The following is a 26,684-nucleotide window of genomic DNA, read 5'->3' on the forward strand; positions in this document are numbered from 1 at the left end:
CCGACCGCTTGAATCTCGAATCGAGGACCGACGCCACGCCGACGCTGCGGGTCATTCCGCGCGACCAGCACATCATCTCGCGCAAGAACATCAGCAAAGCGGCGTTGCGCGTGCTGTACCGCCTGAACGAAGCCGGCTACACCGCCTACCTGGTCGGTGGCGCGGTGCGCGACCTGCTGCTGGGGCTGCGGCCGAAGGACTTCGACGTGGCCACCGACGCCACGCCGGACGAGGTGAAGAAGCTGTTCCGCAACTGCCGCCTGATCGGCCGCCGCTTCCGGCTGGCCCATGTCGTGTTCGGCCCGGAAATCATCGAGGTGGCCACCTTCCGCGGCACCGGCGAGGAGGGCGGCGAGGGCGATCGCCACATCATCGACGGCCGCATCGTGCGCGACAACATCTGGGGCACGATCGAGGAGGACGCGGTGCGCCGCGACTTTCGCGTCAACGCGATGTACTACGACATCAGCGACTTCTCGGTGCGCGACTACGTCGGCGGCATGCAGGATCTCGAGGATCGCGTGCTGCGCCTGATCGGCGACCCGGACACCCGCTATCACGAGGACCCGGTGCGCATGCTGCGCGCGGCGCGGCTGGCGGCGAAGCTCGGCATGCACATCGATGCCGCCGCGATGGCGCCGTTCGAGACGCTGGGGCCACTGCTGGCCGATGCCGCGCCGGCGCGGCTGTTCGACGAGTCCCTGAAAATGTTCCTGGCCGGCAACGGCCTGAAGAGCTTTCGCATGCTGGAGCAGTGCGGCCTGCTGAAGTTCCTGTTCCCGGCCACCGCGCGCGCGCTCAGGCGCGGCGACGAGGCGCTGCGTGCGCTGGTCGAGCGCGGCCTGGCCAATACCGATGCACGGATCGCCGAGGACAAGTCGGTGACCCCGGCGTTCCTGTTCGCGGTGCTGTTGTGGGGCGAGGTGCGCGACGTGGCGCACCAGCTGATCGGCCGCGGCGTCGAAGGCAACGAGGCGTGGTCGCGTGCCGCAGCCCAGGTGGTCGGCGAGCAGTGCCAGCGGGTGGCGATCCCGCGCCGGTTCACCTTCACCATGGAGGAGATCTGGTCGCTGCAGCCGCGCTTCGAGCAGATCCAGCGCAAACGGGTGTTTCGCCTGATGGCGCACCCGCGCTTTCGTGCCGCGTTCGACTTCCTGCTGCTGCGCGCCGGCGAGTCGCCGGCAATGCGCGAACTGGGCGAGTGGTGGGCGCATGCGCAACAGCTCCCGCAGGACGTGCTGGCGGCCGCGCTGCCGGCCGGCGGCGGCAGCGGCGGTGATTACGTGGCGGCGCCGGTAGCCGCCAAGCCGCCGCGTCCGCGCCGGCGGCGACGCCGGCCGGGCGACAAATCAGGTTCCGCATGACCCTGGCTTACGTCGCGCTGGGCAGCAATCTCGGCGACCCGCGGCAGCAGTTGCTCGACGCCATGGATGCGCTGGCGAACCTGCCCGATACCCGCCTGCTGCAGTGTTCGCGACTGTATCGCACGCCACCGTGGGGCATGCTGGAGCAGCCGCCGTTCATCAACGCCGCGGCGGAACTGGATACCGCGTTGTCGCCGCATGCCTTGCTGGATGCCTTGCTGGCGATCGAGCAACGCGCCGGCCGCGTGCGCGCCGAACGCAACGGCCCGCGCACGCTGGACCTGGACCTGCTGCACGTCGACGGCGTGCAGCTCGCCGACCCGCAACTGACCCTGCCGCACCCGCGCATGGCCGAGCGCGCGTTCGTGCTGTTGCCCTTGCACGATATTGCGCCCACGCTGCGGCTGCCCGGGCAGGCTACGGTAGCGGAACTGCTCGCCCGGCTCGATCTGGCCGGCTGTGAACGCGTGGCTTGAGCCATCACCGTGGCGCGCCGGATAATCGGCGGCCACCCCCATCCCAGGAATTGCCGTGTACGTGCTGAACGCCAGTGTCCCCGACCGCAAGCCGGTGACCGTGCCAGGCCTGCTTGCGATGAAGGCGCAGGGACGGCGCATCGTGATGCTCACCGCCTACGACGCCAGCTTCGCGTGGCAACTGGAGGCGGCCGGCGTCGACATCGCTCTGGTCGGCGATTCGCTCGGCATGGTGATCCAGGGCCACGCCAGCACGCTGCCGGTGACGCTGGAGCACATGGTCTACCACACCGCCGCGGTGGCGCGCGGGCTGTCCGCCACGCTGCTGGTGGCCGACCTGCCGTTCATGGCCGACCGCGACGTGGCGCATGCGCTGGAAGCCGGTGCGCGGCTGGTCGGCGAAGCCGGCGCGGCGATGGTGAAGATCGAGGGCGCCGCACCGCACATCCTCGAAGTGATCGCGGCGCTGAACGAGCGCGCGATCCCGGTCTGCGCGCACCTGGGGCTCACCCCGCAATCGGTGCACAAGTTCGGCGGCTTCCGCATCCAGGGCCGCGAGCAGGCGGCGGCCGACCGCGTGCTGGCCGAGGCATTGGCGGTGCAGGCGGCCGGGGCGGACCTGCTGGTGATGGAAGGCGTGCCGGTGGAGCTGGGCCAGCGGGTGACCGCGGCGCTGAAAATCCCGGTGATCGGCATCGGCGCGGGGCCGCATTGCGACGGCCAGGTGCTGGTGATCCACGACATGCTCGGCATCACCCCGGGCAAGCGGCCGAAGTTCAGCAAGGATTTCCTGGTCGGGCGCGATTCTGTCGCCGCGGCGATCGCCGCCTACGCCGAGGACGTGCGCAGCGGCGCCTTCCCGGCTCCCGAGCATTGTTTCAACTGACCCGGCGAGTCGACCTCCCATGCAGACCGTACAAGACGTCCCGGCACTGCGTGCCGCGATCCGCGGCTGGCGCGCACAAGGCCAGACGGTGGGCTTCGTGCCGACGATGGGCAACCTGCACGCCGGTCATCAGTCGCTGATCAAACTGGCGCGGGCGCGCACCGAGCGGGTGGTCGCCAGCGTGTTCGTCAACCCCACCCAGTTCGGCCCGAACGAGGATTACGACCGCTACCCGCGCACCCTGGTGCAGGACCAGGCGGCACTGGCCGAGCAGGATTGCGACCTGCTGTTCGCACCCGATGTGGCCACGATGTACCCGTTCGGCCCGGAGCACAGCGTCAGCGTACGCGTGCCGCGGATCACCGACACGCTGGAGGGTGCGCACCGGCCGGGGCATTTCGACGGCATGGCCACCGTGGTGTGCAAGCTGTTCAACCTGGTGCAGCCGGACGTGGCGGTGTTCGGCCAGAAGGATTTCCAGCAGCTGAAAGTGGTCGAGCGGATGGTGCGCGACCTGGGGCTGCCGGTGAAGGTGGTGGCGGCGCCGATCCTGCGCGCCGACGACGGCCTGGCGCTGAGCTCGCGCAACCAGTACCTGAGTGCCGAGGAGCGCGCACGTGCACCGCTGATCCACGATACCTTGCAGAAGATGCGCGAATTGCTGGCGCAAGGGCATTCGTGGCAGGCCATCGAGCAGACCGCCGCCGCGCGGCTGGCGCGGGCGGGTTTCGTGCCCGATTACGTGGCGATCCGCCGCGCCGAGGACCTGGCCGAGCCGGCCGAAGGCGAGCGTGAAGGGCTGGTGGCGCTGGTCGCGGCCCGCCTGGGCAGCACCCGCCTGATCGACAACTTGCTGTTCGACTGAGTTGCCCGCATATCGGGGCCGTTGCCGCTGATGTTGCGGTGCAACGTCATCGGTTCGATAATTGCCGACTTTGCAGGATGTCCCTGCTGGAAAGAATGTCATGCACCTGAACATGCTCAAGGCCAAGATCCACCGCGCCACGGTGACCCACGCCGAGCTGCATTACGAGGGCTCGATCGCGATCGACGGTCTGCTGCTGGATGCCTCGGGCATCCGCGAGTACGAGCAGATCCACGCCTGGAACGTCAACAGCGGCCAGCGCTTCGTTACCTACGCGCTGCGCGCCGAGGAAGGCTCGGGCATCATCTCGGTCAACGGCAGCGCGGCACGCAGCGCGCAAGCGGGCGATGTCGTCATCATCGCGGCCTTCGTGCAGCTGAGCGAGGCGGAACTGGAGCAGTACCAGCCCACCTGCGTCTACATCGCGCCGGGCCCGGGCAACCGCATCAGCCACACCAACCGTTCCATCCCCAAGCAGATGGCGGCGGCCTGAGTCCTCAGCCGCGCTGTTTCGCCAGCGCCCACGCCACGTGCTCGCGCACGACCGCCGACGGGTGATCGGCGCGGGCGTCGAGCGCCTCGGCCGCTGCCGCCGACTTCGGCGCGTTGCCCAGCGCCACCGCGATGTTGCGCAGCCAGCCCTCGTAGCCGGTGCGGCGGATCGCCATGCCTTCGGTGCGCCTGAGGAATTCCTCCTCGCTCCACGCGAACAGCTCGACCAGCTTCGCGCCATCCAGGCTGTGCCGCGGCGCGAAGTCCGGCTCGGCGGTGATCTGCGCGAACTTGTTCCACGGGCACACCAGCTGGCAGTCGTCGCAACCGAAGATGCGGTTGCCCATCGGCGTGCGCAGCTCTTCCGGAATGCTGCCTTTCAGCTCGATCGTGAGGTACGAGATGCAGCGCTTCGCGTCGAGCCGATACGGTCCCAGGATCGCCTGGGTCGGGCACACCTCGATGCAGCGCGTGCAGCTGCCGCAGTGCGCGCTGGCCGGTGCGTCGACCGGCAGCGGCAGGTCGGTGTACAGCTCGCCGAGGAAGAAGTACGAGCCGGCGCGGCGGTTGATCAGCACGGTGTGCTTGCCGATCCAGCCCAGCCCCGCGTTGCGCGCCAGCGCCTTCTCCAGCACCGGCGCGGAATCCACGTAGGCGCGATAGCCGAAGTCGCCGACCACGCCGTGGATGCGTTCGGCCAGCTTCTGCAGGCGCTGGCGCATCAGCTTGTGGTAGTCGCGCCCCAGCGCGTAGCGCGACACGTAGCCAGCCTCGGCGTCGCCCAGCACGTCCCAGGCGTTCGCGGTGCCGGGCGGGATGTAGTCCATGCGCACCGAGATCACCCGCTGCGTGCCCGGCTCCAGTTCGGCCGGGCGGGTGCGCTTGGTGCCATGCCGGGCCATGTATTCCATCTCGCCGTGATGGTCGTCCGCGAGCCAGCGCTGCAGGTGCTGCTCGTCCTCGCCCAGGTCGGTGCCGCTGATGCCCGCGTCGGCAAAACCCAGCTCGATCGCCCAGCGCTTGATGTCGCGCGCGAGCGCGGGGTAATCAGGTGCCTGAACGATGGAGTCGGCATCGAAGTTGTCGGTGATGGTGTTCCGCGGCATTTTTCAAATCCACCCGCGTTTTCAGGCGCGCGATGTCGGCATGCGCCGGCGTTCGACGGTCAGTGTATCGCGGGGCCGGATCCAGACCTCTTCCTTCGCAAGCATCTGCTCGTGCGCAGCATTTCGTTCTTTCGGCAAAGCAATCGGCGGTGCATTCATGGCGTGCGATCCTATTCCCCGGCATCCCGCCGATCCGGCTGACGATCTTCTTCCAGCCCGAGAACCGCGACACGCATCTCGCGGTAGGTGGCGACAAGCGCGTCGAGCCGGAATGCACGATTGAGACCACTGGGATTGGGCAGCACCCATACCGACGCACCCGCGAATGTCGCTGGTTGCGGTCCCCAATCGAGCTTGGGATTCCGGGCGATGGCGGCATAGGCCATCTTGCCGAGGAAGGCGATGTGTCGTGGTTCGTACGCCGTGAGTTTGTGTTCGAGCGCCGCACCGGCGCGAACGAGTTCATCGCGCGAAAGCTCGCCCGCGCGCCGTGTGGGGCGCGCCACCACGGTGGTCAACCCATAGCCGTATGTCAGGATGGAGCGATCGTTCTCGGGCCGGATCAACTCCGGCGTGAATCCGGAAAGGTGCAACGCGCGCCAGAAGCGGTTCGTCCCGCTCATGAAATGCTTGCCCGACACTGCTGCCGTCAGCGCCGGATTGATGCCGCAAAAGACGACAGAGAGATTCCTGGCAAGGATGTCGGGAAGGGCGTTGGCCTCAGCGGAAGGATCCATCTTCACGGTCGGAAGCTGCCGGCGCGCAGCGGTCATGGTGTTGCCCTCATGCGTATGCGCCTTCTGGCGCGCAGCGTAATCCGGCCGGGCTTCGAATGTGTTTCGGTCGGCGCCCCTGGGCGCTCCAGGCCGGACATCCGCCTATTGTAGATGCGGCCCATGCCTATAATCCGCGCATGCCCGCCCATCCGTACAGCCGCAATCTGCACACCGTCGAACAGTTGCGCGTGATGGAACGCGCGGCGTTGTCGGCGCTGGGCATTTCCGGTCCCGAGCTGATGCGTCGCGCGGCCAGCGCCGCGCTGAACAGCTTGCGCCGGCACTGGCCGCAACTGCAGCAGATCTGCATCCATTGCGGCCCCGGCAACAACGGCGGCGACGGTTTCCTGCTTGGCGTGCTGGCGCGCGAGGCGGGCTTGCAGGTCGAGCTCGTGGCGCTGACGGCGACCTCGCATGGCGACGCCGCGGCGGCACGCGCGGCGTGGGAAGCGGGCGGTGGCCGGGTGCGCTTGTGGGACGCGCAAGCGGCGTTGCCCGAAGCCGAGCTGCACGTCGACGCGCTGTACGGCATCGGCCTCAACCGCGCGCCCGAGCCGGTGCCGGCCCGGCTGATCGGAGCGATCAACCGCAGCGGCCGGCCGGTGCTGGCGCTGGACGTGCCCAGCGGCCTGGATACCGACAGCGGCAGCTGTCCCGGCACGGCGATCCGCGCGGATGTCACGGTGACCTTCATCGCCGGCAAACGCGGACTGCACACCGGACGCGCGGTCGATCAGGTTGGCGTGCTCGAACTGGCGACCCTGGGCGTGCCGGACAGCGTCTATGCCGACACGCTGCCCGACGCGCGCTTGCTGGTTGCCGAGGCGTTGCCGCCGCGCGCGCGCTACGCGAACAAGGGCAACTACGGCCACGTGCTGGTGATCGGCGGCGAGCACGGCATGGCCGGCGCGGCGCGCCTGGCCGGCGAGTCGGCGCTGCGTGCCGGCGCCGGCCTGGTCAGCGTGGCGACGCGCGCCGGGCACGTGTTCGCGCTGAACGCCGCGCGGCCGGAATTGATGGCGCATGGCGTCGACGGGCCGCAGGCGCTGGCGCCGCTGCTCGAACGGGCCAGCGTGCTGGCGCTGGGGCCGGGCCTGGGCCAAGCCGCCTGGGGGCATGCGCTGTGGCTGACCGCACTCGACGCGAACAAGCCGCTGGTACTCGATGCCGACGGCCTGAACCTGCTGGCAGGCGAGCCGCGCCGGTTCGGTGCGCCGACCGTGCTGACGCCGCACCCGGGCGAGGCGGCGCGGCTGCTCGGGGTGGCCACCGCCGCCGTCGAGCAGGATCGTTTCGCCGCGGTGCGCGAACTGGCCGGGCGTTACGCCGCAGTCGTCGTGCTGAAGGGTGCCGGCAGCCTGATCGCCGATCCGGATGGACGTCTGGACGTCTGTCCATGGGGCAATCCCGGGATGGCGACCGGTGGCATGGGCGACCTGCTCACCGGCATCGTGGCGGCCTTGCTGGGGCAGGGTTGCAGCGCATGGCAGGCAGCCTGCCTCGGCGTCGGCTTGCATGCGCGGGCGGGTGATCGCGCCGCCCAGCAGGGCGAACGCGGGCTGCTGGCCAGCGATTTGCTGGCTCCCCTGCGGACATTGGTCAACGGCATGACGGGTTACGAACGTGAACATGACTGAGCCGGCCGATATCGACCTGGCGTGGGCGCTGCCCGACGAGGCCGCCACCGCGGCGCTGGCCGCGCGCGTGGCCAGCGCCCTGGACGACGGCCTGGTGCTGTACCTGCATGGCCCGCTGGGCGCCGGCAAGACCAGTTTCGCGCGCGCCCTGCTGACCGCGCTGGGCGTGGGCGAACGGGTCAAGAGCCCCACCTACAGCCTGGTCGAGGGCTATATGGCGCGGGACCGGCCGGCCTGGCATCTGGACCTGTACCGGATCGCCGACCCCGGCGAACTGGAGTGGCTGGGCCTGGACGCGCTGGCCGACCCGGCTGCGTTGGTGCTGGTGGAGTGGCCCGAGCGTGGCGCCGGCGCGTTGCCGGCGGCGGATCTCGAACTGCAGCTGGACTATGCCGGCCAAGGCCGCCAGGCGTCGCTGCGCGCGTTCACCGCGCGGGGCGAGCGGCTGCAGGCGCGGCTGGCTAAGTACTGACTCTTCTTGAAAAAATACGATCCGGCGATTCTGGCAAGGATCTGTTCGGAATGTGCGACTTGCGGTCCATAACTTGACGCAGCCTGATGAATGGCGCGCAGGTTATGGATATTCAAAGGAAAAAATCTTGCATTTCATGTATCGCTGCGTTTCAATGCGGCTCATGAGGGGTTACCTGAACAGCTGGGGTGGGTGGGTTGGCGTCGCGATTCTGGCGGCGATGCCGTTGTGCGCGGCGCAGGCAGCGGAATTGAAGGGTGCGCGGGTCTGGGCCGGCCCCGAATACACCCGCGTGGTGCTCGATGCCTCCGGACCGCTGCGCTATACGATCAGCCAGAAGGATGGCCAGGTCGTGGTCGACCTGCCTGACAGTCGGGCCGTCCGCAGTTTCTCCAGTCCGGCAGCGCAAGGCTTGTATCGCGGCATGAGCCACGCCCGGATCGGCGACGGCATGCAGCTGACCGCGAAAGTCGCCCCGGCCAGCCGCCTGAAAAGTTTCGTGCTGAAGCCGGCCAGCGGCACGGACTATCGGCTGGTGCTGGACCTGTATCCCGCCAGCACGAGCGTCGCTGCGGCCGCGCCGGCCGAGGCTGCGCCTGTCGTCCAGGCGCCCGCGGCGGTTCCGTCGTACAGCAACCCCACGCACAGCCGCCGGGTGGCAGCCGAGCAGGCGGCGGCGATGCTCAACGGCCAGCGCCAGGTGGTGGTGGCGATCGACGCCGGCCACGGCGGCAAGGACCAGGGCGCGCATGGCCCCGGCGGCACCCTGGAAAAGAACGTCACGCTGGCGGTGGCGCGCGATCTGGCGGCGCAGATCAACCGCCAGCCCGGCATGAAGGCAGTGCTGACCCGCGACAGCGATTTCTACATTCCGCTGAAGCAGCGCTACCAGATCGCCCGCGAGCACAACGCCGACCTGTTCGTCTCGATCCACGCCGATGCCTTCACCAGCGACGATGCCCGCGGTTCGTCGGTGTGGGTGCTTTCGCCGCGCGGCAAGACCAGCGAGGCCGCGCGCTGGCTGGCCGACCGCGAAAACCGCGCCGACCTGATCGGCGGCACCACGCTGGACGACAAGGACGACAGCCTGGCCAAGGTGCTGCTGGACCTGCAGCAGGGCTGGGCGATGCAGGCCAGCGATGTGGTCGCCGGCAACGTGCTCAAGGCGCTGGCCCAGTTGGGTCCGACCCATCGCGGCTATGTCGAGCGTGCGAATTTCGTGGTGCTGCGTTCGCCGGACGTGCCGTCGATCCTGGTCGAGACCGCGTTCATCAGCAATCCGGCCGAAGAGCGCAGGCTGCGCGATCCCGCGCACCAGAAGAAGCTCGCCGAAGCGGTGATGGGCGGCGTGCGCAATTATTTCGAATCCACGCCGCCGCCGGGTACCTGGTTTGCGGCCGAGGCCGCGCGTCGCAACGGCGTGCAACTGGCATCCAGTTCGGATTCCGGTGCCGGCAAGACGGTTGCGTCGCGGGCGGAAACCCATGCGCGCGACGTGCACAAGGTCGGCCGTGGCGAAAGCCTGAGCAGCATCGCGCGGCAGTACGGGGTCAGCGTCGGTGCGCTGAAGAATGCGAACCAGATCAGCAGCAACACGGTCCGCGCCGGCACGACGTTGACCATTCCTGCCGGTTGACCCCGGCCGCTTCGCGCGCCGACGGCTTCGCGCGCGTTCGCTGCTAAAGTTCGCGGATGACCGTCATCCGCTTGCTTCCCCCCGAACTCATCAACCAGATCGCCGCCGGCGAAGTCATCGAACGCGCGTCCTCGGTGGTCAAGGAACTGGTCGAGAACAGCCTCGACGCCGGCGCCACGCGCATCGAGGTGGATATCGAGGCCGGCGGCGCGCGCCTGATCCGCGTGCGCGACGACGGCGGCGGTATCCATGTCGACGAGCTGCCGCTGGCGGTGGCTTCGCATGCCACCAGCAAGATCGGCAGCTTCGACGACCTGGAACACGTCGCCAGCATGGGTTTCCGCGGCGAGGCACTGGCTTCGGTGTCGTCGGTGGCGCGCTTCGCGCTGACCTCGCGTGCGCGCGACCAGGACACCGCGTTCCGCATCGAAGTCGACGGCGGCAAGCTGCAGGCGGCGCGTCCGGCGCAGCATCCGCAGGGCACCAGCGTCGAGGTGCGCGACCTGTTCTACAACGTGCCGGCGCGGCGGAAATTCATGCGCGCCGAGCGCACCGAATTCGCGCACATCGACGACCTGCTGAAATCGCTGGCGCTGGCACGCGGCTCGGTCGAATTCCGGCTCAGCCACAACGGCAAGCCGGTGCGCATCTGGAAGGCGGCGCGCGACGAGCAGGCGCAGCTGCAGCGGGTGGCGGAAGTACTTGGCGACGAGTTTCCGGCGCAGAGCCTGCGCATCGACCACGCCGCGGCAGGCCTGCACCTGTCCGGCTGGGTCGGCCTGCCGACCGCGTCGCGCGCGCAGGCCGATGCGCAGTATTTCTACGTCAACGGCCGGCTGGTGCGCGACCGCATCGTCGCCCACGCGGTGCGCCAGGCGTATGCCGACGTACTGTTCCACGGCCGCCACGCCGCGTTCGTGCTGTACCTGGAACTCGATCCGGCGGGCGTCGACGTGAACGTGCATCCGGCCAAGCACGAGGTGCGTTTCCGCGAGCAGCGGCTGGTGCACGATTTCCTGTTCCGCACCTTGCACGAGGCACTGGCGCAGACGCGCGCGGGGCTGGGTACGCTGCCGGCGGCAGAGCCGACACCGGTGGCCGGTTACTCGTATGCGCCGCCCGCTCTGGTGGCCTGGCCCAGCCCGTCCAGCCAGAGCCGGCTGAGCCTGGGCACGCGCGAGGCGCCGCTGGCCGATTACGCGGCCTTGCTCGGCGCCTCGCCATCCATGGCCAGTGCACCCGCGCTGTTGCCGGAAACGGCGGAGGGCGAGGCACCGCCGCTCGGTTTCGCGATCGCCCAGCTGAAGAACATCTTCGTGCTGGCCGAGAATGCGCACGGCATGGTGCTGGTCGACATGCACGCGGCGCACGAGCGGATCACCTACGAGAAGCTGAAGGCCGGCCGCGTCACCAGCAACCTGCGCTCGCAAGTGCTGCTGGTGCCGCTTTCCATCGCGGTCAGCGCAAAGGAAGCGGCCGCCGCGGAGGAGCATGCCGAGGCGCTGGCCGAGTGGGGCCTGGAGCTGTCGCGCAGCGGCCCGGCGACGATCGTTGTGCGGCGCATTCCCGCGCTGCTGGAAGGCGCCGACGTGGGCCAGCTCAGCCGCGACGTGTTGTCCGAGCTGGCCCAGCACGGCAGCTCGCGCCGCCTGCAGGAGCTGGAGAACGAACTGCTCTCCACCATGGCCTGCCACGGTTCGGTGCGTGCGGGCCGGCGCCTGACGATTCCCGAGATGAATGCCCTGCTGCGCGAGATGGAGGCGACCGAACGCTCCGGACAATGCAATCATGGGCGCCCGACCTGGGTCCAGCTGAGCCTGGCCGAGCTCGACAAATTGTTCATGCGCGGCCGTTGACCGCCTTCAAGAAACGTTTCGCTGGAGATATTGATGATGCGTACCAGCCTGTTTGTTGCCGCCGCCATCCTGGGAGTCGCTACCGTGCAAGCCGCCGACGTCGATAGTTACAAGCACAGCATCGAGCAGTGGCAGGCCGGCCGGGTCGAACGGCTGACCGCGCCGGACGGCTGGCTGAGCCTGATCGGCCTGGAATGGCTGAAGGAAGGCGCGAACCGCGTCGGCAGCGCCGCCGACAACGACATCGTGCTGGGCGCCGGTCCCGCACATCTGGGTGTGGTCACGCTGGCCCACGACGGCAGCATGCGCATCGCGCTGGGCAAGGACAGCGGCGCCACCATCGACGGCAAGGCCGTGATGGAAGCCGCGCTGGTGGACGATCTGCACGCCGGCGCGGACGCTGCGCCGACCAAGGTGAGCTTCGGCACGGCGAGCTTCTACGTGATCGACCGCGACGGCCGCAAGGGACTGCGCGTGAAGGATACGGAAGCGCCCACCCGCAAGCACTTCGTCGGCATCGACGCGTTCCCGATCGATCCGTCGTGGCGGATCGAGGCGACCTGGGTACCGGCAGCACCGGGCGAGACGCTGGAGATGGGCTCGGTGATCGGTACCATCGACAAGTACCCGGTGCCGGGCAAGCTGGAGTTCACCCGCGACGGCAAGCATTTCGAGATCCTGCCGGTGATCGAGGTGCCCGGCGACGCGCAGTACTTCATCGTGTTCGCCGATCGCACCAGCGGCAAGGAAACCTACGGCGCCGCGCGTTTCCTGTACATCGACCCACCGAAAGACGGCAAGGTCGTGCTGGATTTCAACAAGGCCTACAACCCGCCGTGCGCATTCACGCCGTTCGCCACCTGTCCTTTGGCGCCGCCGGAAAACCGGCTGGACCTGCGCGTCACCGCCGGCGAGAAGAACTACCGTGGCTCGAATCACTGAGTGGTGCGCGGTCGCCGCGCTGATGTGGCTGGTTCCGTTTTCCGCGCCGGCCGCGGTGCCGGAGAATTACGCCGCTGCGGTGACCAGGGCGCGCGCCGAGCGCGTCGAGCAGCTGAAGCAAGCAGACGGCTATCTGGCGCTGACCGCCTCGGGCTGGTTGCAGCCCGGCGCGAACAGCGTGGGCAGCGCGGCAGGCAACCGCTTCGAGATCCCCGACGCGCCCGCGCACCTGGGCACGCTGCAACTGGCGGCGGACGGACAGGTCAGCCTGCACCTGGCGGAAACCCGCGGGATCACGATCGACGGCCGGCCGGCACCGGCCGTCAACGTGTTGCGTACGCAAGGCCCTGACGGCAAGCAGCAGCCGACCCGCGTGGGTTTCGGCAGCAGCTACCTGTACGTGATCGAGAACGGCACGCAGCGCGGCCTGCGGGCGAAGAACAACGACGCGCCGCTGCGCACGCATTTCCCCGGCTTCGACTATTTCCCGATCGACCCGTCGTGGCGGATCGAGGCGGACTGGGTGCCGTTCCCCACGCCGCACATGCTGAAGATCGCCTACGTCACCGGCACCGTGAGCGATACGCCGATCGCGGGCAAGGCGGTGTTCCGCCGCGATGGCCGCACTTACGAGCTGTTGCCGGTCAACGAGGACGGCCGGCTCTTCTTCGTGTTCAGCGACCGCACGGCGGGGCGGCTGACCTACGGCGGCGCGCGCTTTCTGTACGCCGCGGCGCCGAAGGACGGCAAGGTGTTGCTGGACTTCAACCTGGCCGAGAACCCGCCATGCGCGATCACTCCGCACGTGGTGTGCCCGCTGGCGCCGCCGGAGAATCGGCTGAAGCTGCCGGTGACCGCGGGCGAGATGAAGTTTCTTGGCGGTGGACACTGAGCCGCCGCCACGCGATGGCTCGGCTCAACGCCCGCTGAACTGCGGCTTGCGCTTCTCCAGGAATGCCGTAGTGCCTTCGCGCATGTCCTCGGTGGAGAACGTCAGCGCGAAACCCTGCGTCTCGAACTCCAGGCCCTGGTCGATGGCAGTCTCGCCGCCCTGCAGCACGGCGTCGAGGATGCCGGCGGCGGCCAGCGGCGCGGCCGCGGCGAGCTGGTCGGCCAGCGTGTTCACGGCTTCGTCCAGCGCCTCGGGTGCCACCACGCGATTGACGATGCCCAATTCGTACGCACGCTGTGCGCCGATCGGCGCGCCGGTCAGGCACAGTTCCAGCGCCGCGCCGCGGCCGGCCAGGCGCAACAGGCGCTGGGTGCCGCCGAAACCGGGGATCAGGCCGAGATTGATTTCCGGCTGGCCGAACTTCGCCTTCTCGCTGGCCACGCGCAGGTGGCAGGCCATCGCCAGCTCCATGCCGCCGCCGAGCGCGAAGCCCTGGACGCGCGCGATCACCGGCTTGCCGAGCCGCTCGATCGACGCCATCAGGCGCTGGCCGGCACGCGAGAAACCCTGCGCCTGCACCGGCGTGTAGCCGTTCATTTCGGCGATGTCGGCGCCGGCGACGAACGCCTTCTCGCCGGCGCCGGTCAACACCACCACGCGCACGGCGTCGTCCTGCGCGGCCTGCGCAAATACCAGGCTCAGTTCGTTGAGGGTGTCGCGGTTCAACGCGTTGAGCTTGTCCGGACGGTTGACCACGATCGTGCGCACTGCGCCGCGGTTGCCGATTTCCAGGTTGCGATAGGCCATGAGCGATTTCCTATGGATGCAGAACGGCGATGGTAGCAGCGGGAACCTTTGCCGCCGCGGGGTTTCTCAAGCCACGAGCGCCAGCGCTGCACGAATCGCGCGAACCGCTTAGGATGAACCGTCAGGACCGACTGTCGCGATAGGGAAAGGCCCGGTGGAGAAAGGCATGACACATCTGCGTTGCGGGCTGCTCGGCGCAGTGCTGTTGCTGGGCGGCGTGGCGCATGCGCAGGGCGCCGTGCCGACGACGAAGCCCGACAAGGCGAAGTTGTCGTACGCGATCGGCTACCAGATCGGCAGCCAGTTCGCCGACGGCAAGCCGGACGTGGAAATCCCGGTGCTGGTGCGGGCGATCCAGGATGCCTACGCCAGGCGCCATCCCAGCGTGTCGATGCAGGACATGCACCAGCAATTGCAGCGGCTCGACCAGCAGATGCATGCCGACGCGCTGGCCGAGTTCAAGCGGGTCGCCGCCGCCAACGCGCGCAAGAGCGCGCAGTACATGGCGCAGAACCGGCAGCGGCCCGGCGTGGTGCAGCTGCCGTCGGGGATCCAGTACGCGGTGCTGAGCAAGGGCAGCGGCCAAGTCAGCCCCACGGTGAGCAGCACGGTCACCGTGAACTACCGCGGCATGCTGGTGGACGGCACCGAGTTCGACAGCACCTGGGCGCATGGCGCGCCGGTCAGCTTCACCGTCGACAAGGTGATCCGCGGCTGGCAGGACGTGATCCCGCGCATGCACGTGGGCGACCGCTGGAAGGTGGTGATCCCGCCACAGCTGGCCTACGGCGAGACCGGCGCTCTGCCGCGGATCGGGCCGAACGAAGCACTGGTGTTCGAGATCGAGCTGCTCGCGATCAAACCGGATACAGGCAGGCCCTGAGAGTCGGTTCAACGTCCCTGCGGTGGTAGCATGGCGAGGCATGCCGAACGCCCCGATCCCCGCCGAAACCCCGCCATTGACACCCTGCATCGGCACCTGCCGGCTGGATGCACGCGGCTATTGCATCGGTTGCCAGCGCAGCGGCGAGGAAATCGGCCGCTGGCGCACGATGAGCGATGCCGAACGGCTGCACGTGATGCGCGATATCCTGCCGCTGCGCAGGACCTCATGATCGACGAGCTAGTCAAGGCGCTGCGGCCGTTGTCGGCACCGCCGACCGGGCCGGGCTGGAACCACGCGGACATGTCCCGGTTGCTCGGCAGCAGCCGGCGCCTGCCGGCGGCCGTGCTGGTGGGTTTTCGCGAAGGCGTGCAGCCGCGGCTGGTGCTTACCGTGCGCACCGATAGCCTGCAGGCGCATGCCGGACAGGTGGCCTTCCCCGGCGGGCGCAGCGACCCGGGCGATGGCGATGCGCTCGCTACCGCGCTGCGCGAAAGCGAGGAGGAGATCGGTCTCGACCGCGCGCTGGTGACGCCGCTGGGCTATCTCGATCGCTTCGAAACGATCAGCGGCTTCTGCGTCACGCCGGTGGTGGCGAAAATTGCAGCCGAGGCGCAGCTGTATCCGGCGCCGGACGAGGTGGCCGAAGTGTTCGAAGTGCCGCTGGCGTTCCTGCTGGAGCCGGCCAACCTGCGCCGCTATACGATGGAGTTCCGCGGTCACCAGCGGCCGATGGTGGAATTCATTCACGGCGGCCATCGCATCTGGGGCGCCACCGCCGCGATGCTGTACAACCTGCTGCAGAGGATGGGACGCACATGACGCTGAAAACCACCCTGATCGATGTCGCCGCGCTGGCCGCGTTGCCGGCGGACGAGGTGCTGGTCGTCGACTGCCGCGTCGACCTGGCCGACCGCGCGCAGGGCGAGCGCAGTTACCTGGCCGGGCATATTCCCGGCGCCGTGTTCGCCGACCTCGAACGCGACCTTTCCGACATGTCGCGCGTGCCCGAGGGGCTGGGCCGGCATCCGCTGCCGTCGGCGGCGGCGTTCAGTGCCGCGCTCGGTCGCTGGGGCTGGGCGCCGAACCTGCAGGTCGTGTGCTACGACACCGGGCCGGGTGCGCTGGCGGCGGCGCGGCTGTGGTGGCTGCTGCGGCTGGCCGGCGTGCATGCGGTGGCGGTGCTCGACGGCGGTTTCGCCGCGTGGCAGGCGGCCGGACAGCCGGTGGAAACCGTCGTGCGCCCGCGCGTGCCCACCCAGGTGACGCTGGCCTACGATGCGCGGCAGGTGATCGTCGAGCACGCGGCCCTGCATGCCGCGCCGTCGCCGCTGCTGATCGACGCCCGCGCCGCCGTGCGCTACCGCGGTGAGGTCGAACCGCTGGACCGCGCTGCCGGCCATGTACCGGGGGCGCGCAACCGGCCGTACGCCGACAACCTGCTTGCCGACGGACACTTCAAGCCGCCGGCGCAGCTGCGCGAGGAATTCGCCGCGGTGCTGGGCGACGCCACGCCCGACCAGGTCGTGCACATGTGCGGCTCCGGCGTCACCGCCTGCTACAACCTGCTGGCAATGGAGCACGCCGGCCTGCACGGCTCGCGGCTTTACGCACCGTCATGGAGCGGCTGGGTCAGCGACCCGTCGCGGCCGGTGGCGAAAGGGGAAGCGTGAGTGGAAAGCGGGAGTGAGAAACGAGTAGCGGCACTCTCTCGTTTCTCACTTCTCTCCACTCACTTCTCGCTCTTATTTTTCAGCCGAGCGACCAGTTGCTGCAGCACCGCCTGCGTCTGCGGGTGGAAGAACTCCTCGACGAAACCGTCCAGCGGCAACGCGTCCAGGTCGGCGTATGCGGCGGCGAGGTCGGCGCGGGCGAGCGTGCGGGTGGCGAGCATCGCGTGTGACGGCAAGGCCAGCAGTTCGCCCAGCCAGTGCAGGGCGCGCGTGCTGACCTGGTCGACGCCAGTGAGTTCGTCGACGAAGCCGCAGGCCAGTGCTTCGCCGGCCTCGATCATCGCGCCGGCGACCAGCAGCCGCTCGGCGCGGTAGGTGCCGACCACGCGGCGCAGCGCCAGCTGGATCGACTCGGGCACGATCAGCCCGACCTGCACCTCGTTCAGGCCGATCCGGTACGGGCCTTCGGCCATCACCCGGTAGTCGCAGAACAGCGCCAGCACCGCGCCGCCGGCCGGGCTGTGGCCGGTGATCGCCGCCACCAGCGGGATCGGCGCGCGCGCCAGGGCGGCGCACAGCGCGAAGAACTCGCGCCAGTATTCGCGCACGCCGGCGCGGTCGCGGCCGAGCAGGGCCGGCACGTCGACGCCGGCGGAGAACAGCCCCTGCGCGCCGGACAGCACGATGCCGCGCACGCCGCCTTGCACGGCGTCGTCGACGGCAGCGTGCAACGCGCGCAGCAGCTCCAGGTTCAGTGCGTTGACCGGCGGGCGGGCGAGCTGGATCTCGCGGATCCCGTTGTCATGGTTGGTGATGTTGAGCATGGGGGAACTCCGGTCGGAATTATTGTGGCTGTTCGTCGGCGGTCCAGCTGTAGCGCACCGCATAATCCAGCACGGCCTTGCCGTTGGCCGGCACGTCGACGCGGAACTCCAGCGTGTCCGGCGTCTGTTCGCTCGGCTTGCTGCTGGACGAAACCAGCGTCCATTGGCGCCAGCGGCTGGGATGCTCGCGCACGGTCACCGTGCGGGCGCTGCCGCCGGCATTGCTGAGGCTGATGCGGAACGCCTCGTCCAGCGTGCGGCCGGCCTTGTCGGTGCTGAAGGCGGTGCGCTCGCGCGTGGCGCGCAGGTCGAACGCGGTGCCCAAGGTGATGGTGGCGTCGCTGCCTTTCGGGGTGTCGTCGATGCGGCCCTCGCCGATGAATTGCGGCGTGCCGTTCTTGTCGGCGGTGAGCACGCGCAGATAGCCGGCCGGCAGGCTGTCGAACGCCTTCAGCTTCAGCGTGCTGACGATGGCGCTGCCGCCGCCCAGGTTGAAGTCGCGGCTGAGGATCGGCTGCTGCGGCTGGAAGCTGTTGCCGTTCTCGTACAGCGCGGTGCGCACGCAATCCAGCGTGCGCGTGGCATACAGCGGCACCTGGCTGACGCTGCCGTCGGGCAGCTCGACCGCGGCGGGCAAGGCGTAGCTGCGGTAGTCGCCCACGCTGTCCTGCTGCGGCATGTCGGCGCTCTCGGCCTTGGCGCTGTAGCCGCGTGCCATCGCCATCATTGGCCGCGGTGCCGAGGCCTTGGCCATGTTCGGTTCGCCGGCGATCAGGGTGACCTGCGCATCGTGCCAGTCGCGACCGCTGCGGTTGGCGATGCTGGCGCGCGATTCGAACTGCATGCGGCAGGCTGCGCCGGGCTGCAGTGTCGCCACGTAGGCGGCGCGCCAGCCGAGGCCGGAGGTGGGATAGCTGAGCACGGCGCGGGCCTGGCCGGCGCGCGCGGCGTCCACGCGCAGGCTGAGGCTGGAGCCGGTGGCGAAGTCGGTGCCGCTGCTGCGCACGGCCGCGTAGTGGGTGACCAGGCTGGTGCGGCCGTTGCCGTCGCGCACCAGCAGGCCATCGCCCGCGCGCAGCAGGGTGCCGCTGGCCAGCGGCTCGCCGCTGTTGCCGAGGACGTCCACGCTGCGGCCGACCAGGCCGGTCAGCGCCGCATTCGCGCCTTGCGCCAGCAGCAGTCGCTGCGAGATCACCTGCGCGTTGCCGTCGGGAAAGCCCAGCGCCAGTGCCTCGGGATCGAGGAAGATCGGCAGGTCGCCGATCACCACATCGTGGGTGCCGGCGGCGAGGGTCAGCGAGCGCTGCTCGCGCACCACCGCGTAGCCGTCATCGACGTCGCCGCCACCATGGCTGGCGTACAGGGCGGCACTGTCGCTGCGATACAGGGTGAGCGCGGTGGCGTCGGCGGCATATGCCGGGCATGCGCCGGCCAGGGCAGCGAGGCAGGCGAAGGCTAGGGCGGAGCGATGTGCTGTCGTCATGAGGCGCATTCCATCGTGGGGACCGGATCGCCATCATAGCGACGGCACGTGCATGCCGCGCGTCGACTGCGTCGCTGCGTACCGAAGAGTGCCGGCATCCACGCCGTTCCCGTGCCGTGGGTCAGGGTTGTCCAAGCGCCGATGGCACGGCCTCACTATCGTGGCATGCGGATTCCTTGTGGACGCCCCGACCATGGCTGCATCCCCGACGATCGAAATCGCACCCGTCCGCCTGCCGGGCGACATCGGGATCGTGCGCGAACTGTTCGCGGAATATGTGGACAGCCTCGGCATCGATCTTTCCTTCCAGGACGTGGCCGCGGAGCTGGCGCAGCTGCCCGGCAAATACGCGCCGCCGCGGGGTGTGATCCTGATCGCGCGCGACGGCGCGGGAGCGCCCCTGGGATGTGTGGCGCTGCGGCCCTGGCCGCAGCCGGGCGTGTGCGAGATCAAGCGCCTCTATGTGCGGCCCGCGGCGCGTGGGCAGGCGCTGGGACGGCGGCTGGCCGAGGCGGTGATCGCCTGGGCGGCGCGGGCCGGCTACGTGCGCGTCCTGCTGGATACGCTGGCTTCGATGCAGGCGGCCCGGCAACTCTATGTCGCGCTGGGTTTTCGTCCGGTGGCGGCGTATTACGACAACCCGGTGCCGGGCACGTTGTACATGGCGCTGGAACTCGAGCCGGGAACGGCCTGAGCTACGCCGTCGCCCAGCCCGCGCGGAAAGCGGCGGGAGTCATGCCGAACGTCTTCACGAATTCGCGGTTGAGATGGGCCTGGTCGTAGAAGCCCGCGTCGAGCGCCGCCTCGATGATCGATGCGCGATCGCGCAACAGCGCCTTGGCCTTGTGCAGGGCCAGCAGGACGTGGAAGTTGTGCAGGCTGGTGCCGGTCTCGCGGCGGAACGCACGCGCCAGGTGGCCGGCGGAAACCGCGCAGGCTCGCGCGATCGCTTCCACGTCGGTGTGCAGCGAAGGGCGCACGGTCAGCAAGGTTCTGGCCTGCGCGCCGAGCGTATCGTGAGGGCCGTCGGTCGAGGCCTTCTTCGTGGCAGATGGCACGAAGCGCGAGCTGAAAGCCCAGCCGCTGCCATCCACCGGTTCGAAGCGGTGGATCACGCCCGCCGGCACCACGACGGTGTCGCCGGCAGCGACTTCGAGGCAGGTCGAGGGAAGGCGCAGCCGTGCACGGCCTGCCAGCACCTGCACGATCTCGTCGCCGGCGTGGAAGTGCAGCCGGAAGCGCCAGGCATGGCGCGCACCCGCGATCGTCTCGACCCGGCCGGATTCGCCCGGGCTGACCGTGAATGAAGTACGGGCGGCTGCGGCGGGCATGGGCCGGCTATGCGGTGGCGGTGCGGATGGCCTCGGGCAACGGCACCGGCTTGCCGCTGGCCGGGTCCATCCACACCATCACCACGTGGCCGTCGCAGTACAGCTGGTCGGGGTGTCCGGCGTCGATCACCCGGTGCGCGAGAGTCATCGAGCTGTTGCCCACGCGTTCGCAGAACAGCTGCACCTGCAACTGTGCGGGCCAGGCGATGGGGCGACGGTAGTTGACCTGGCTGGCGGCCATCACCGGCATCGCGTGATCGTCGAACCACGGCCCGGGCACGTGGCTCAGCCACTGCAGCCGCGCTTCTTCGAGGTAGGTGAGGTAGTTGGAGTTGTTGACGTGGTTGAACGCGTCGAGGTCGCGCCAGCGCACGCCGATCGAGGCGACGAACAGCGGCTTGCCGGTTTCGGTTTCCGGCGCGGCAGTGCTCGCGGCGTCGACGGCCGTGGTGGATTTGCGTGGACTCATGAACGCTTCTTCTTGCTGCCGCGCATCGGCTTGTACTTGTCGGCCGAGGCGATGTGCCTGGTGGCGGCCTTGACCCGCGTGGCGGCGCCCGGCTTCTTCGGCTTGGCCGGCTTCAGGTGCGGCGCGAGGAAATGGCCGGTGTGCGATTCGGGCGTGGCCGCCACGGTTTCCGGCGTGCCGGAAACCAGGATGCGGCCGCCGCCGGCACCGCCTTCGGGACCGAGGTCGACGATCCAGTCGGCGGTCTTGATCACGTCGAGGTTGTGCTCGATCACCACCACCGTGTTGCCCTGGTCGACCAACTGGTGCAGCACGTCGAGCAGTTGCTCGATGTCGTGGAAGTGCAGCCCGGTAGTGGGCTCGTCGAGGATGTACAGGGTGCGGCCGGTGTCGCGCTTGGACAGTTCCTTGGACAGTTTCACTCGTTGCGCCTCGCCGCCGGACAGCGTGGTCGCGCTCTGGCCGAGCTTGATGTAGTCGAGGCCGACCGCGCGCAGCGTGTCGAGTTTGCGCGCGATGGTCGGCACGTTCTCGAACAGCTTCAGTGCGTCCTCCACCGTCATGTCGAGCACGTCAGCGATGGTGTGGCCCTTGTACAGGATCTCCAGCGTCTCGCGGTTGTAGCGCTTGCCGTGGCACACGTCGCAGGGAACGTAGACGTCGGGCAGGAAGTGCATCTCCACCTTGAGCATGCCGTCGCCCTCGCATGCCTCGCAGCGGCCGCCGCGCACGTTGAAGCTGAAGCGGCCCGGCGTGTAGCCGCGCGAACGCGCTTCCGGCACCTGCGCGAACATCTCGCGCAGCGGGGTGAACAGGCCGGTGTAGGTGGCCGGGTTGGAGCGCGGCGTGCGGCCGATCGGCGACTGGTCGATGTCGACCACCTTGTCGAACAGCTCCATGCCCTCGACCGACTTGTAGGGTGCCGATTGGGTGCCGGCACCGTTGAGTTCGGCCGCGGCCAGGCGGAACAGGGTGTCGTTGACCAGGGTCGACTTGCCCGAGCCGGACACGCCGGTGACGCAGGTGAACAGGCCGGCCGGGATCGCCAGGTCGACGTGCTTCAGGTTGTTGCCGCTGGCGCCTTTCAGGCGCAGCCACGCGTCGTCGTCGATCGGCTGGCGGCGTTCCTTCGGCACTTCGATCGCACGCTCGCCGGAGAGGAACTGGCCGGTCACCGAACGCGGCGAGTCGAGCATGTCCTGCACCGTGCCCTGCGCCACGATCTCGCCGCCGTGCACGCCGGCGCCTGGGCCGATGTCGAGCACGTGGTCGGCCATGCGGATGGCGTCCTCGTCGTGCTCGACCACGATCACCGTGTTGCCGAGATCGCGCAGTCGCGTGAGTGTGCCTAGCAGGCGCTCGTTGTCGCGCTGGTGCAGGCCGATCGACGGTTCGTCCAGCACGTACATCACGCCGACCAGGCCGGCGCCGATCTGCGAAGCGAGCCGGATGCGCTGCGCCTCGCCGCCGGACAGCGAATCGGCCTGGCGATCCAGGGTGAGGTAGTTCAAGCCCACGTCGTTGAGGAAGGTCAGCCGTTCGCGGATCTCCTTGACGATCTTCACCGCGATCTCGCCGCGCCAGCCGGCCAGCTTCAGTTCCTCGAAGAACGCCAGTGCGTCGTCGATCGAACGCGAGGTGAGCGAAGGCAGCGCGTGATCGGCGACGAACACGTTGCGCGCCGAGCGGTTCAGTCGCTGGCCTTCGCAGGCGGGACAAGGCTGGTCGCTGATGTACTTGGCCAGTTCCTCGCGTATCGCGGCGGATTCGGTTTCCTTGTAGCGCCGCTCCAGGTTCGGCAGGATGCCTTCGAACGCATGCTCGCGGGTGACCTTGCCGCCGCGTTCGGTGATGTAGCGGAACGCGATCTGTTCCTTGCCGCTGCCGTACAGGATGGCCTTCTGGACGTCCGCAGGAAGCTTCTGCCACGGCGTGTCCACGTCGAAACCGTAGTGCGCCGCAAGCGACAGGATCAGCTGGAAGTAATGCGCGTTGCGCCGGTCCCAGCCGCGCACCGCGCCGTTGGACAGCGGCAATTCGGGATGGCCGACCACACGCGCCGCGTCGAACACCTGGGTCACGCCCAGGCCATCGCACGAAGGGCAGGCGCCGACCGGCGAATTGAACGAGAACAGCCGCGGCTCCAGCTCCGGCAGCGAGTAGTCGCAGACCGGACAGGAATAGCGTGAGGAGAGCAACTGCTCTGCTGCCTTTGCATCATCCATGCTGGCCAGGATCACCAGCCCATCGCCCAGCCGCAGCGCGGTCTCGAACGATTCGGCCAGCCGCTGCTTGATGTCTTCGCGCGGGCGGAAGCGGTCGATCACCACTTCGATCGTGTGCTTCTGGCGCAGGGTCAGCGGCGGCACCGCGTCCAGGTCGACCACGGCGCCGTCGACGCGGGCGCGCACGAAGCCTTGCGCGCGCAGCTGCTCGAACACCTGCACGTGCTCGCCCTTGCGCTCGCGGATCACCGGCGCCAGCAGCATGTAGCGTTGCTCCGGGTCCAGCGCCAGGGTGGCGTCGACCATCTGGCTCACCGTCTGCGCCTCCAGCGGGATGCCGTGGTCGGGGCAGCGCGGCGTGCCGACGCGGGCGTACAACAGGCGCAGGTAGTCGTACACCTCGGTGATCGTGCCGACGGTGGAGCGCGGGTTGTGCGAGGTGGATTTCTGCTCGATCGAGATCGCCGGCGACAGGCCTTCGATGTGGTCGACGTCGGGCTTCTCCATCATCGACAGGAACTGCCGCGCGTACGCCGACAGCGATTCGACGTAGCGCCGCTGGCCTTCGGCGTAGATCGTGTCGAACGCCAGCGACGACTTGCCGGAGCCGGACAGGCCGGTGATCACGATCAGCTTGTCGCGCGGGAGGTCGAGGTCGATGTTCTTGAGATTGTGCGTGCGTGCGCCGCGGATGCGAATGGTGTCCATGGACGCCGGATATGGGGGGGATCGTTTACTATACCAAGGAGTTTCGATAGTTCATTGTGCTGGTCGGCGGAATGCCTGGTGGATGCCGGCTTCATTGCATGCTCGCCATGACCTGATGTGCGTTTGAGCCAAGCCGGCCTGCTGAAGTTCTACAAATCGCCGCTGGGCCGGAAGGTGATCACGCAGATGCCGGTGACCATGGCCGAGGGCATGAAGATCGGCCAGGAGTGGGGCCGCGAGCGGGGCCAGGCGATGATCCGGAAGTTGCAGCAGAACGGTACCCTGGACGCCAGCGGGCGCTGCTCCGCCAGCCCGGCGGCCACCACGCCGAAGCCGGTGTCGAAGCCGGACCATTGAGCCGCGCAAGCACCGGCCCACGGCCATCCGGCGGGGGTTCGGGGCGGTTGTGGTCAGTATTTGACCAGTGCGCGGGCGGGTCGTTATAATCCGCAGTTCGCCAGACCCGACAAGGTCATGGCGATACCCAAGAGAATAACGACAGAAGGGCATTCCCATGAGTTACGCAGTCATCAAGACCGGTGGCAAGCAGTACCGTGTGCAGCAGGGCGACGTGCTGCGCGTGGAGCTGTTGACCGCCGAAGAAGGCGCCACCGTGAGCTTCGACCAGGTGTTGCTGGTCGGTTCCGGCGAGTCGGTCACCGTTGGTGCGCCGATCGTCGAAGGCGCCACCGTCAGCGCCACCGTGCGCAAGCACGGCCGTGCCGACAAGATCCGCATCATCAAGTTCCGCCGCCGCAAGCACTACAAGCGTCAGCAGGGCCATCGGCAGCATTTCACCGAAATCGAGATCACGGGCATCAACGCCTGAGCAACTGGAGCATTGAGTCATGGCACATAAAAAAGGCGTAGGTTCCAGCCGCAACGGTCGCGATTCGAACCCGAAATACCTCGGCGTCAAGGTCTACGGCGGCCAGGCCATCGAAGCCGGCAACATCATCGTGCGTCAGCGCGGTACCCAGTTCCACCCCGGCACGGGTGTGGGCCTGGGTCGCGACCACACGCTGTTCGCGCTGGTCGACGGTACCGTCAAGTTCGCCGTCCGCGGCGACAAGAACCGCCGTTTCGTCGACGTCGTCCAGGCGTAAGCCTTCCGCGGCGCGATAGCGAAGGCCCCGCTTCGGCGGGGCTTTTCGTTTTTTGACACGGGATTCGGGATTCGGGATTCGTAAAAGCTGAAACGTTCCACGTCCCGTATCCTGTCCAGATGGCCAGCTCTTCCCGAATCCCCAATTCCGAATCCCCAATCCCGGCTCTCCAATGAAATTCGTCGACGAAGCAAACATCAAAGTCCAGGCCGGTGACGGCGGCAATGGCTGCATCAGCTTCCGCCGCGAGAAGTTCATCCCGTTCGGCGGCCCCGACGGCGGCGACGGCGGTTTCGGTGGCTCGGTGTGGCTGGTGGCCGACGAGGGCCTGAATACCCTGGTCGACTTCCGTCACCAGCGCAGCTTCAAGGCCAGGCGCGGCGAGAACGGCATGGGCAGCCAGATGTACGGCAAGGGCGGCGAGGACACCACGATCCGCGTGCCGGTCGGCACCATGATCACCAACGTCGACACCGACGAGGTGATCGGCGACCTCACCGCCCATGGCCAGCGCATGCTGGTGGCGCAGGGCGGCAAGGGTGGCTTGGGCAACATCCATTTCAAGACGTCGGTGAACCGGGCGCCGCGCAAGGCCACGTCGGGCACGCCGGGCGAGGTGCGCGAACTGAAGCTGGAGCTGCGCCTGCTGGCCGACGTCGGCCTGCTCGGCTTCCCGAATGCCGGCAAGTCCACCTTCATCCGCGCGGTGTCCGCGGCGACGCCGCGGGTGGCGGATTACCCGTTCACCACGCTGCACCCGAACCTGGGCGTGGTCAGCCTCGGCACCGACCAGAGCTTCGTGATCGCCGACATTCCCGGCCTGATCGAGGGCGCCTCCGAAGGCGCCGGCCTGGGCATCCAGTTCCTGCGCCACGTGGCGCGCACCAGCCTGCTGCTGCACATCGTCGACATCGCGCCGATCGACGGCTCCGACGTGGCTGGCCAAGTGCGCGCGATCGAGCAGGAGCTGCTGAAATTCAATCCGGAATTGCTGGAACGCCCGCGCTGGCTGGTGCTGAACAAGGCCGACATGCTGGCCGAGGACGAGCGCCAGGCCGTGGCGGAGAAGATCGTCGCCGAGCTGAACTGGACCCAGCCCTGGTTCCTGGTCTCGGCAATCGCCCGCGAGGGCACCATGGCCGTGTGCCAGCAGGTGCAGCGTTTCTTCGAGTCGCAACGCGAGGCCAGCGTGGAACGCACCGACATGCTGCCGAACGACGTGCGCCTGCGCAGTGAGGAGCCGCCGCAAGGCTGATCGCCCGCGGATTCGACGCTGCGGGCTGCGGACACATGCCGCCGTCGATCCGTCCAGTCCATAGCTGGGGCCCGACTTGGGACCACGCAGTCCAACAGGTGTCCGGCGAGGGAGGCTGCGCGCGGATTCGCTTGCGGTCGATAACGAGAATGATTATCATCAACGCCACTTTGCTTTAGTGGAGCATGTTGATGCGCAGATTTTTCATCGCTGCCAGCCTGATGCTTGCCGGTTTCTCCGTGCATGCAAGCGAGATACCGGAATACAAACTGGTGATCAGCAACCACCGCTACCAGCCGGCCGAGCTGAAGGTGCCCGCCGGTGTCAAGTTCAAGCTGGTGGTGGAGAACCGCGACGCTTCTCCTGAAGAGTTCGAGAGCACCGAGTTCAATCGCGAGAAGATCGTGATGCCGAACAGTTCGGCCCATATCTACGTGGGCCCGCTTGCCGCCGGGCGCTACAAGTTCTTCGGCGACTTCCATCAGGACACGGCGCAAGGCGCGCTGCTGGTGGAGTAGCC

28 protein-coding genes and 1 pseudogene are annotated in these 26,684 nt (G+C 68.4%); 20 read left to right on the plus strand and 9 right to left on the minus strand.

Annotated elements, in window-relative coordinates; translation table 11 throughout:
- Positions 1-8: 8 nt before the first annotated feature.
- The 5 genes from pcnB (at position 9) to panD (ending at position 4,084) form a co-directional block, all read left to right on the plus strand.
- Positions 9-1,364, plus strand: a complete 1,356-nt coding sequence (gene pcnB, locus KK131_RS11795; RefSeq protein WP_214556930.1) for a polynucleotide adenylyltransferase PcnB — start codon at positions 9-11, stop codon at positions 1,362-1,364.
- Positions 1,361-1,840 (plus strand): 2-amino-4-hydroxy-6-hydroxymethyldihydropteridine diphosphokinase, encoded by a 480-nt coding sequence (folK, locus tag KK131_RS11800; RefSeq protein WP_214556931.1) that lies wholly within the window; start codon positions 1,361-1,363, stop codon positions 1,838-1,840. Before pcnB ends, folK begins: the two co-directional genes overlap by 4 nt.
- A 94-nt stretch (positions 1,841-1,934) precedes the next feature.
- Positions 1,935-2,726, plus strand: coding sequence for a 3-methyl-2-oxobutanoate hydroxymethyltransferase (panB, locus tag KK131_RS11805; RefSeq protein WP_345777257.1), 792 nt, complete (start codon positions 1,935-1,937; stop codon positions 2,724-2,726).
- 19 nt (positions 2,727-2,745) lie between these two features.
- Complete coding sequence (gene panC, locus KK131_RS11810; protein ID WP_214556933.1) at positions 2,746-3,591, plus strand: pantoate--beta-alanine ligase; 846 nt, start codon at positions 2,746-2,748, stop codon at positions 3,589-3,591.
- Between the two features lie 100 nt (positions 3,592-3,691).
- Positions 3,692-4,084 (plus strand): aspartate 1-decarboxylase, encoded by a 393-nt coding sequence (panD, locus tag KK131_RS11815; protein ID WP_056384874.1) that lies wholly within the window; start codon positions 3,692-3,694, stop codon positions 4,082-4,084.
- Between the two features lie 4 nt (positions 4,085-4,088).
- Here panD and queG read toward each other — a convergent pair whose 3' ends face one another.
- From queG to mug, 3 genes are read right to left on the minus strand one after another with little or no spacing between them, the layout of a single operon-like run.
- On the minus strand, positions 4,089-5,189 hold the full coding sequence (gene queG / locus KK131_RS11820; protein WP_214556934.1) for a tRNA epoxyqueuosine(34) reductase QueG: 1,101 nt from the start codon (positions 5,187-5,189) through the stop codon (positions 4,089-4,091).
- Between the two features lie 21 nt (positions 5,190-5,210).
- Entirely contained in the window at positions 5,211-5,348 is a 138-nt protein-coding gene (locus KK131_RS11825) for a hypothetical protein (RefSeq protein WP_214556935.1), read from the minus strand.
- 11 nt (positions 5,349-5,359) lie between these two features.
- Entirely contained in the window at positions 5,360-5,962 is a 603-nt protein-coding gene (gene mug, locus KK131_RS11830; RefSeq protein ID WP_250887231.1) for a G/U mismatch-specific DNA glycosylase, read from the minus strand.
- Positions 5,963-6,102: 140 nt separating this feature from the next.
- Here mug and KK131_RS11835 point away from each other — a divergent pair, with 140 nt between their 5' ends.
- The 6 genes from KK131_RS11835 (at position 6,103) to KK131_RS11860 (ending at position 13,400) form a co-directional block, all read left to right on the plus strand.
- The gene (locus KK131_RS11835) at positions 6,103-7,602 is read left to right on the plus strand and encodes an NAD(P)H-hydrate dehydratase (protein ID WP_214556936.1); all 1,500 of its coding nucleotides are present in this window, start codon (positions 6,103-6,105) and stop codon (positions 7,600-7,602) included.
- On the plus strand, positions 7,595-8,074 hold the full coding sequence (gene tsaE, locus KK131_RS11840) for a tRNA (adenosine(37)-N6)-threonylcarbamoyltransferase complex ATPase subunit type 1 TsaE (RefSeq protein ID WP_214556937.1): 480 nt from the start codon (positions 7,595-7,597) through the stop codon (positions 8,072-8,074). Before KK131_RS11835 ends, tsaE begins: the two co-directional genes overlap by 8 nt.
- Positions 8,075-8,237: 163 nt before the next feature.
- Entirely contained in the window at positions 8,238-9,710 is a 1,473-nt protein-coding gene (locus KK131_RS11845; RefSeq protein ID WP_214556938.1) for an N-acetylmuramoyl-L-alanine amidase, read from the plus strand.
- Between the two features lie 56 nt (positions 9,711-9,766).
- Positions 9,767-11,566 (plus strand): DNA mismatch repair endonuclease MutL, encoded by a 1,800-nt coding sequence (mutL, locus tag KK131_RS11850; RefSeq protein WP_214556939.1) that lies wholly within the window; start codon positions 9,767-9,769, stop codon positions 11,564-11,566.
- Positions 11,567-11,599: 33 nt separating this feature from the next.
- A complete protein-coding gene (locus KK131_RS11855; RefSeq protein WP_214556940.1) occupies positions 11,600-12,508 on the plus strand; it encodes a DUF1684 domain-containing protein in 909 nt (302 codons plus the stop codon).
- Positions 12,492-13,400 carry a DUF1684 domain-containing protein gene (locus KK131_RS11860; protein WP_214556941.1) on the plus strand — a complete coding sequence of 303 codons (909 nt, stop codon included), beginning with the start codon at positions 12,492-12,494 and terminating at the stop codon, positions 13,398-13,400. Before KK131_RS11855 ends, KK131_RS11860 begins: the two co-directional genes overlap by 17 nt.
- A 24-nt stretch (positions 13,401-13,424) precedes the next feature.
- Here the strand turns inward: KK131_RS11860 and KK131_RS11865 are convergent, their stop codons facing one another.
- A complete protein-coding gene (locus KK131_RS11865; protein ID WP_214556942.1) occupies positions 13,425-14,207 on the minus strand; it encodes an enoyl-CoA hydratase-related protein in 783 nt (260 codons plus the stop codon).
- 166 nt (positions 14,208-14,373) lie between these two features.
- Between KK131_RS11865 and KK131_RS11870 the strand changes: the two genes are divergently transcribed.
- The 3 genes and pseudogenes from KK131_RS11870 to KK131_RS11880 all read left to right on the plus strand — a co-directional run bounded on the left by KK131_RS11870 (position 14,374) and on the right by KK131_RS11880 (position 16,763).
- Entirely contained in the window at positions 14,374-15,090 is a 717-nt protein-coding gene (locus KK131_RS11870) for an FKBP-type peptidyl-prolyl cis-trans isomerase (protein ID WP_214556943.1), read from the plus strand.
- 40 nt (positions 15,091-15,130) lie between these two features.
- Positions 15,131-15,912 (plus strand): annotated as a pseudogene (locus KK131_RS11875) (DUF1289 domain-containing protein).
- Complete coding sequence (locus KK131_RS11880; protein WP_214556944.1) at positions 15,909-16,763, plus strand: sulfurtransferase; 855 nt, start codon at positions 15,909-15,911, stop codon at positions 16,761-16,763. Before KK131_RS11875 ends, KK131_RS11880 begins: the two are co-directional and overlap by 4 nt.
- A gap of 59 nt (positions 16,764-16,822) precedes the next feature.
- Here KK131_RS11880 and KK131_RS11885 read toward each other — a convergent pair whose 3' ends face one another.
- Positions 16,823-17,587: an enoyl-CoA hydratase/isomerase family protein gene (locus KK131_RS11885; RefSeq protein WP_214556945.1), complete on the minus strand. Its 765-nt coding sequence runs from the start codon at positions 17,585-17,587 to the stop codon at positions 16,823-16,825.
- Between the two features lie 19 nt (positions 17,588-17,606).
- Entirely contained in the window at positions 17,607-19,070 is a 1,464-nt protein-coding gene (locus tag KK131_RS11890; RefSeq protein WP_214556946.1) for a DUF4139 domain-containing protein, read from the minus strand.
- 178 nt (positions 19,071-19,248) lie between these two features.
- On the opposite strand from KK131_RS11890, the gene KK131_RS11895 reads away from it, so the two are divergent.
- On the plus strand, positions 19,249-19,764 hold the full coding sequence (locus KK131_RS11895; protein WP_345777296.1) for a GNAT family N-acetyltransferase: 516 nt from the start codon (positions 19,249-19,251) through the stop codon (positions 19,762-19,764).
- A gap of 1 nt (position 19,765) precedes the next feature.
- On the opposite strand, the gene KK131_RS11900 is transcribed toward KK131_RS11895, so the two are convergent.
- From KK131_RS11900 to uvrA, 3 genes are read right to left on the minus strand one after another with little or no spacing between them, the layout of a single operon-like run.
- Positions 19,766-20,401: an AraC family transcriptional regulator gene (locus KK131_RS11900; protein WP_214556947.1), complete on the minus strand. Its 636-nt coding sequence runs from the start codon at positions 20,399-20,401 to the stop codon at positions 19,766-19,768.
- Between the two features lie 7 nt (positions 20,402-20,408).
- Positions 20,409-20,870 (minus strand): thioesterase family protein, encoded by a 462-nt coding sequence (locus tag KK131_RS11905; RefSeq protein ID WP_214556948.1) that lies wholly within the window; start codon positions 20,868-20,870, stop codon positions 20,409-20,411.
- Positions 20,867-23,803, minus strand: coding sequence for an excinuclease ABC subunit UvrA (uvrA, locus tag KK131_RS11910; protein WP_214556949.1), 2,937 nt, complete (start codon positions 23,801-23,803; stop codon positions 20,867-20,869). The genes KK131_RS11905 and uvrA overlap by 4 nt, the downstream gene beginning before the upstream one ends.
- A 123-nt stretch (positions 23,804-23,926) precedes the next feature.
- Between uvrA and KK131_RS11915 the strand changes: the two genes are divergently transcribed.
- The 5 genes from KK131_RS11915 to KK131_RS11935 all read left to right on the plus strand — a co-directional run bounded on the left by KK131_RS11915 (position 23,927) and on the right by KK131_RS11935 (position 26,682).
- The gene (locus KK131_RS11915) at positions 23,927-24,160 is read left to right on the plus strand and encodes a DUF2059 domain-containing protein (RefSeq protein WP_250887232.1); all 234 of its coding nucleotides are present in this window, start codon (positions 23,927-23,929) and stop codon (positions 24,158-24,160) included.
- Positions 24,161-24,317: 157 nt separating this feature from the next.
- The gene (rplU, locus tag KK131_RS11920; protein ID WP_007081759.1) at positions 24,318-24,632 is read left to right on the plus strand and encodes a 50S ribosomal protein L21; all 315 of its coding nucleotides are present in this window, start codon (positions 24,318-24,320) and stop codon (positions 24,630-24,632) included.
- Between the two features lie 19 nt (positions 24,633-24,651).
- Positions 24,652-24,909 carry a 50S ribosomal protein L27 gene (rpmA, locus tag KK131_RS11925; protein WP_214556950.1) on the plus strand — a complete coding sequence of 86 codons (258 nt, stop codon included), beginning with the start codon at positions 24,652-24,654 and terminating at the stop codon, positions 24,907-24,909.
- A 172-nt stretch (positions 24,910-25,081) separates the two neighbouring features.
- A complete protein-coding gene (gene cgtA, locus KK131_RS11930; RefSeq protein WP_214556951.1) occupies positions 25,082-26,164 on the plus strand; it encodes an Obg family GTPase CgtA in 1,083 nt (360 codons plus the stop codon).
- 191 nt (positions 26,165-26,355) lie between these two features.
- Positions 26,356-26,682 (plus strand): cupredoxin domain-containing protein, encoded by a 327-nt coding sequence (locus tag KK131_RS11935; protein ID WP_214556952.1) that lies wholly within the window; start codon positions 26,356-26,358, stop codon positions 26,680-26,682.
- The last annotated feature ends 2 nt before the right edge of the window (positions 26,683-26,684 follow it).

It is taken from the genome of Rhodanobacter sp. LX-99 (assembly GCF_018599185.1).
Taxonomy (GTDB): domain Bacteria; phylum Pseudomonadota; class Gammaproteobacteria; order Xanthomonadales; family Rhodanobacteraceae; genus Rhodanobacter.